The following is a 4,811-nucleotide window of genomic DNA, read 5'->3' on the forward strand; positions in this document are numbered from 1 at the left end:
GAAGACGGACAAAACCCGTTTTACGGGGCATGCACATGTGGCATTTCGATTCACTCAAAACTTTCCCCGGACAGCCCTGCCGTAAACGGGGAGAAGGGAGAAGCGCCAGGCTCACGCATTCCAGTTCCCCTTGGCCTTCAGCTCCTCGATCTCGCGCACCGCGCGGTCGCGCAGGCGGGTGTCGCGGATCATCTTGGTCACCGCCGCGTCGTCGGACTTGTCGGAATAGCGGAACTCCGAGTCGGCGTAGCGGTTGACCTCCTGCATCACCATGTCCATCGAGAACGGCCCGCGCAGTTCCTCGATCATCGCCTTCTTGTCGTCGTAGCTCTTGTGCATGAAGACTTCCGGCTTCTCGAACCATTCGTCCGGCAGCTCGATGTCCATGGCGCGCATCTTGATCGCGTCGGTGACGTTCTTGATCGCGCGGCCGGTGAAGCGCGGTTCGGCCTCCTTGATCATGTGCAGATAGGTGCCGATGTCGGCCATCGATTTCGGTGCGCCGTTCTCCTTCATGTAGCGGTCATAGACCTTCATCAGCCCGTCCTCCTTAGGCTTTTCATGCTCTTCATAGGCTTCCATCACCGCGCGCTGGATTTCCTGGGCGGCGTAGAGCTTGTGGTCGCCGAGCGGGATCTTGTGGTTCTTGCCGGCGAGCAGCACGAAGATGTCGATGTAGTCGTCGCGCGTTTGCGGCCCATCGACCAGCCAGCGGGCGCCGGCGCGCTGACGCAGCGCATCGTCAACGTTTTCGGGATAGTTGGAGAACATGCCGAAGGAGCAGTTGCCGCGCACCACGGTGCCGGCACCCGCGAACGCGTCCATCAGGACACCGGTGATTTCCTGCTGGCCGGCCGAGGCGCGATCGTCGGAGCGGCGCGCCGCCACCTGATCGATGTCGTCGATGGTGCCGAAGCCGATGACGCGCGGGTTCAGCACATTGTTGATGAACTGGCGGCAGTTCTGGCCCGATTTGCCCTGGTAGGAGGAGATCTGGTCGACGCCGAAATTCTCGTAGGCGAAGGGATAGCCGGCGACCTGGCAGTAGCCGTTGACGAGACCGGCGATCATCTGGATCAGCGTCGTCTTGCCGGTGCCCGGCGCGCCGTCGCCGATGAAGGTGAACAGGAAGCCACCGAGCTCGACGAACGGGTTCAGCTCGCGCTCGAAATCGTAAGCCATCAGCATCTTGGCGAGCTTGACCGACTGGTACTTGGCGATGTGGTTGCCGACGACCTCTTCGGGCTTCTTGAAGGTCATCACCAGCGGCGTAGACCGCTTGCCCGGTGCGACGTCGAAGCCGTCAAGGGTGAAGTCGTCGACGTCGATGCGGATATGCGCGTTCTCGAACGGACCGATGCCGTCGAAGCGGCCCTTTCGCGCCAAAAGCCCGTCAATGGCGACACGGGCGAAGGCGCGCGCCCGGGTCATCAGGTCGGCGTCGTCCTTCGCGCCTGATATCGCCCTGTCGAGGCCGGCAACAATCGACTTCACCGCGTCCTGCGGCGTGTCGAACAAGAAGTCCGGCTCGGCCGTGTCGTTCGGCGCCTCGCCGTCGCTGTCGATCAGCTGAAACAAATACGAGGCGAGGCTGAAGGCCGAAATATAGGCCGAAGCCGACAGCAGCTTCTTGAAGGTGGCGGCCTCGTCGCCTTCGAGCGGGGCGCGGGCGTTTTTCGCCTTCAGGCTCTCGAGATCTGAGCCTTCGGCGAAGACATCAGCGATGGCCAGCGCGATCGCCAGCCCGCGCCGGGTGCGAAACAGCAGCATGTGCTGTGCAATGCTCAGCAACTGGTCGTCGGGATGGACGGCGGCTACCGTTTTCGAAAGGTCGACTTCGCGGGTGCGGCGCACCGAGCCGGCCGAGACGGTCGAGACGAAGCGGCGGTTGGTGCCAGCCAGTGCGGTACCGGATTCCCGCGTCGGATCCTCCAGCACGACGATGCGGGTGATGAAGCTCTGCGCCGTGGCGCGATGCTTTTCGATTGCCGCTTCCGAAATCGTGGTCAGGCCGGTGTCCATGAAGGATGCTCCGCGGTTTGACGGTCAGACGTCACTGATGACCTGTCCTTTGGACAGGATGTGGACCTTGTAGCCGGAAAAGATCTTCTGCGCCTCGCCGGCGGCGTAGAGCGCCTGATAGGCCTCATGCGGGATCAGCGCATGCTTCTCGTAGCTCGACACGCCTTGCCGCGCCGCCTCAAGATCGTCGGTGTCGATGAAGAATTCCTGCGTCGTCTTCTCGCTCGAAAACAGACCCTTACGGCCCGGCTTTTCGGCCTTGGAGTAGACCTCCTGGATGGTCCAGGTCAGCAGCCAGGCGTTTTCCGGCTTGCGCACCTTGTCCAGAACGTCGCTCACCGTCGAATTGTTGTCGGTGATCCCGGCCGAATAGAACGGGCCGAGCACGACGCGGCGCAGCTGCTTGGGGTGGAGTTGCTCGAAATCCTTGTCGAGGTTGACGGCGATCGTCGCCGGCGACAGCGAATAGGCGGAATTCTTCTCGGTGAAGTCGTCGAAGCGATGGGCAAGCTCGGGATTGAGCAGGCCTTCCACGGGGAGCGGAATGTCGACCTTGTCGTTGAGCTTGCCGTTGCGGTCGACAAGCTGCCCGATCATCTCTTCGGAAGAATCCTCGACTGTCACCATGTAGACCAGCGGCAGGTTGGCGCTGCCGTCGAAGGCCGCCCAATGGACGAGGTAGTAAGGCCGCCCGGTCTTCGGATTGACCGAGACCTTTGCCGTCTGCGCTAATGTGAACGGCCCGAAGGTCGTCTCGCTCCTGACGCCTTCCAGGTAGAGCCGCTCGGCCATCGACTTCTGCAGCGCCTCGGGGAATTCCTTGTGGCGCAGGATGAAGTCGGCCATTTCCTCGCGCAACTCGTCTGCCAGCGGTATGTTGGCGAGACGCGTATCGGCCTGGCGGCGATCGTTCTCCAGCTCGAGCACGTTCTGGAAGACCGGAAAGCCGCTTTCAGCGCGCGAAATTCGGAACGTCTCCATGAAACCCAGCCGGTTGCGCCAGCAGGAAAACGAGTTGTCGAGCCGTGCAATGTACTCGGCGACGATCTTGGCGACGATGCCGTGCCGGTAGAGCGGCGAGCGATCGTCTCGCATGAACACTTCGAGGCCGCTAAGTGCCGCCGTGATCGCCGAGAAATAACGCGTTGCCGCTTCGTTTTCGGGGGTCATGCAGCCAGCCCTTGGGAGCAGTGCACGTGCAGCAAATTACGGCTGCACGTAATTGGCCGAATTGTGCTTCTTCATCACATCGTCGAAGCGGCGGGCGAAGGCATCGTCGGCCAGCTTCTTGCGGCGCTGGATATCGGCGGTCGCCACCATGTTCTTCTCGTGCATTTCGAGGAGATCGCCGATGTGCTTCTGCGAGGCCGCGCCGATGCCGGCCATGGTTTCCTCGGCGGTGTTGTCGACCTGGCTGCCCAGCGTGTTGATCTTGTGGGCGACGTCCTGCTGGGCGGCGGTCTTCAGCGAATCTTCCAGCGCCTTGTAGAGCACGATGCGCTGCTCGGTATCGATGGTCAGCTTGTTGATCAGCGTCGACTGCGCGGCGATCTGGTTGTTGAGCGAATCGACGAAGGTCTGGAACATCGAGGTGTAGCGCTCCAGCGTCTGGCTTTCGGCCAGCAGCTCCTGCTCCTTGGCCTGCTTCTCGTTGTATTCCGTGGCCAGTTTCGAACGCTCGCCCTCAAGCTGCGTGCGCTCCTTCTGGCTGGTCGAGGCGGCGATCTTGTTCTCGATGTCGAGCAGCATCGGATTGAGCTCCTCGATGCGCTTCTGCACGGTCTCCAGATTGGACATGGTTGCCTTGCGGCGCTCGATCACCTGCGACAGACTGGCCTCGGAGGTCTTGTAACGCTGGTCGAGGATTTGCTTCTGCGCCTTGAGGATGCCGACAATGGTGTCGGATTTCGCCAGCAGCTCCTGCAGATTGCCGGCCAGCGACATGTTGCGGACACGGTCGGTGCGCATGCGCTGCTTGCTCTGGTCGGAAAATATGCCGACGAAGCTTTCCCAGCCGGTGTAGTTCTTCATGCTCTCGAATTCCGCGCCGAAGACGTTGGTGGCATCCTCCAGCCCGATGATCAGGTCGGCGATGTTGCCTTCCATCACCTTCTGCTGCTTCAGCACATCCTCGATGCGGGCGTTCTCGAGGTCGAAATTGGCGTCGCCGATCTTCTTGTCGGTCTTGGCGAGCGTGTCGAGCACGGTGCCGGACTGCTCGATTTTCGTGCGCATGTCCTGCACAACCTGCTTGGTCTTGGCAATTTCGGCATCGAAATTCTGCAATGTCGCCATAGGGGCCTCCCGCTTCGGCATCTGTTTCGTGTCGCGAACCGCCGCGAATATATGTATGGCAAGGGGGGAAGGAAAGGCGGAAGATTAGGAGTTTGCGAAGGATAGCGCCGAAACCCGACACAAAAAACCCGCCTCGGCGGCGGGTCGTTGGCGCAATCAGCACCATACCCAAACCAATAGCGTAACTGCCGTCACAAAGCAACGAATAGCTCACCGATCGCGGTTGTTCTTGCTGCGGTTCTTTCCGCCTCTCCTCGCACCGTTCGATCCATGCGCACGCAACGCGGCTGGTCAGGCTTGATCCATGTCGCCCAAAAGTGCACAGCGGTTTTGGGACAACGACACGCATAACAACGAGAACTGAAGCGGGGGGGGGGGGGGCGGGGCGGGCGGGGGGGGGGGGGGGGGGGAGGGTGGGGGGGGGGGGGGGGCCGGGGGGGGTGGCGGGGGGGGGGGCGGCGGGGGGGGTGTGGGAGCCGGCGCGGGGGCGCCCG

4 protein-coding genes are annotated in these 4,811 nt (G+C 61.9%); all 4 read right to left on the reverse strand.

The window, feature by feature from the left end; genetic code table 11:
• Positions 1-111: 111 nt before the first annotated feature.
• Positions 112-2,022 carry an AAA family ATPase gene (locus NKH12_RS29930; RefSeq protein WP_352956404.1) on the reverse strand — a complete coding sequence of 637 codons (1,911 nt, stop codon included), beginning with the start codon at positions 2,020-2,022 and terminating at the stop codon, positions 112-114.
• A 24-nt stretch (positions 2,023-2,046) separates the two neighbouring features.
• Positions 2,047-3,192: a hypothetical protein gene (locus NKH12_RS29935; RefSeq protein WP_352956405.1), complete on the reverse strand. Its 1,146-nt coding sequence runs from the start codon at positions 3,190-3,192 to the stop codon at positions 2,047-2,049.
• 36 nt (positions 3,193-3,228) lie between these two features.
• Positions 3,229-4,317: a hypothetical protein gene (locus tag NKH12_RS29940; RefSeq protein ID WP_352956406.1), complete on the reverse strand. Its 1,089-nt coding sequence runs from the start codon at positions 4,315-4,317 to the stop codon at positions 3,229-3,231.
• 291 nt (positions 4,318-4,608) lie between these two features.
• The coding region (locus NKH12_RS29945; protein WP_352956407.1) for a hypothetical protein at positions 4,609-4,811 on the reverse strand (203 nt) is incomplete at its 5' end.

The organism is Mesorhizobium sp. M1322, from assembly GCF_040318085.1.
In the GTDB taxonomy this organism is placed as follows: domain Bacteria; phylum Pseudomonadota; class Alphaproteobacteria; order Rhizobiales; family Rhizobiaceae; genus Mesorhizobium.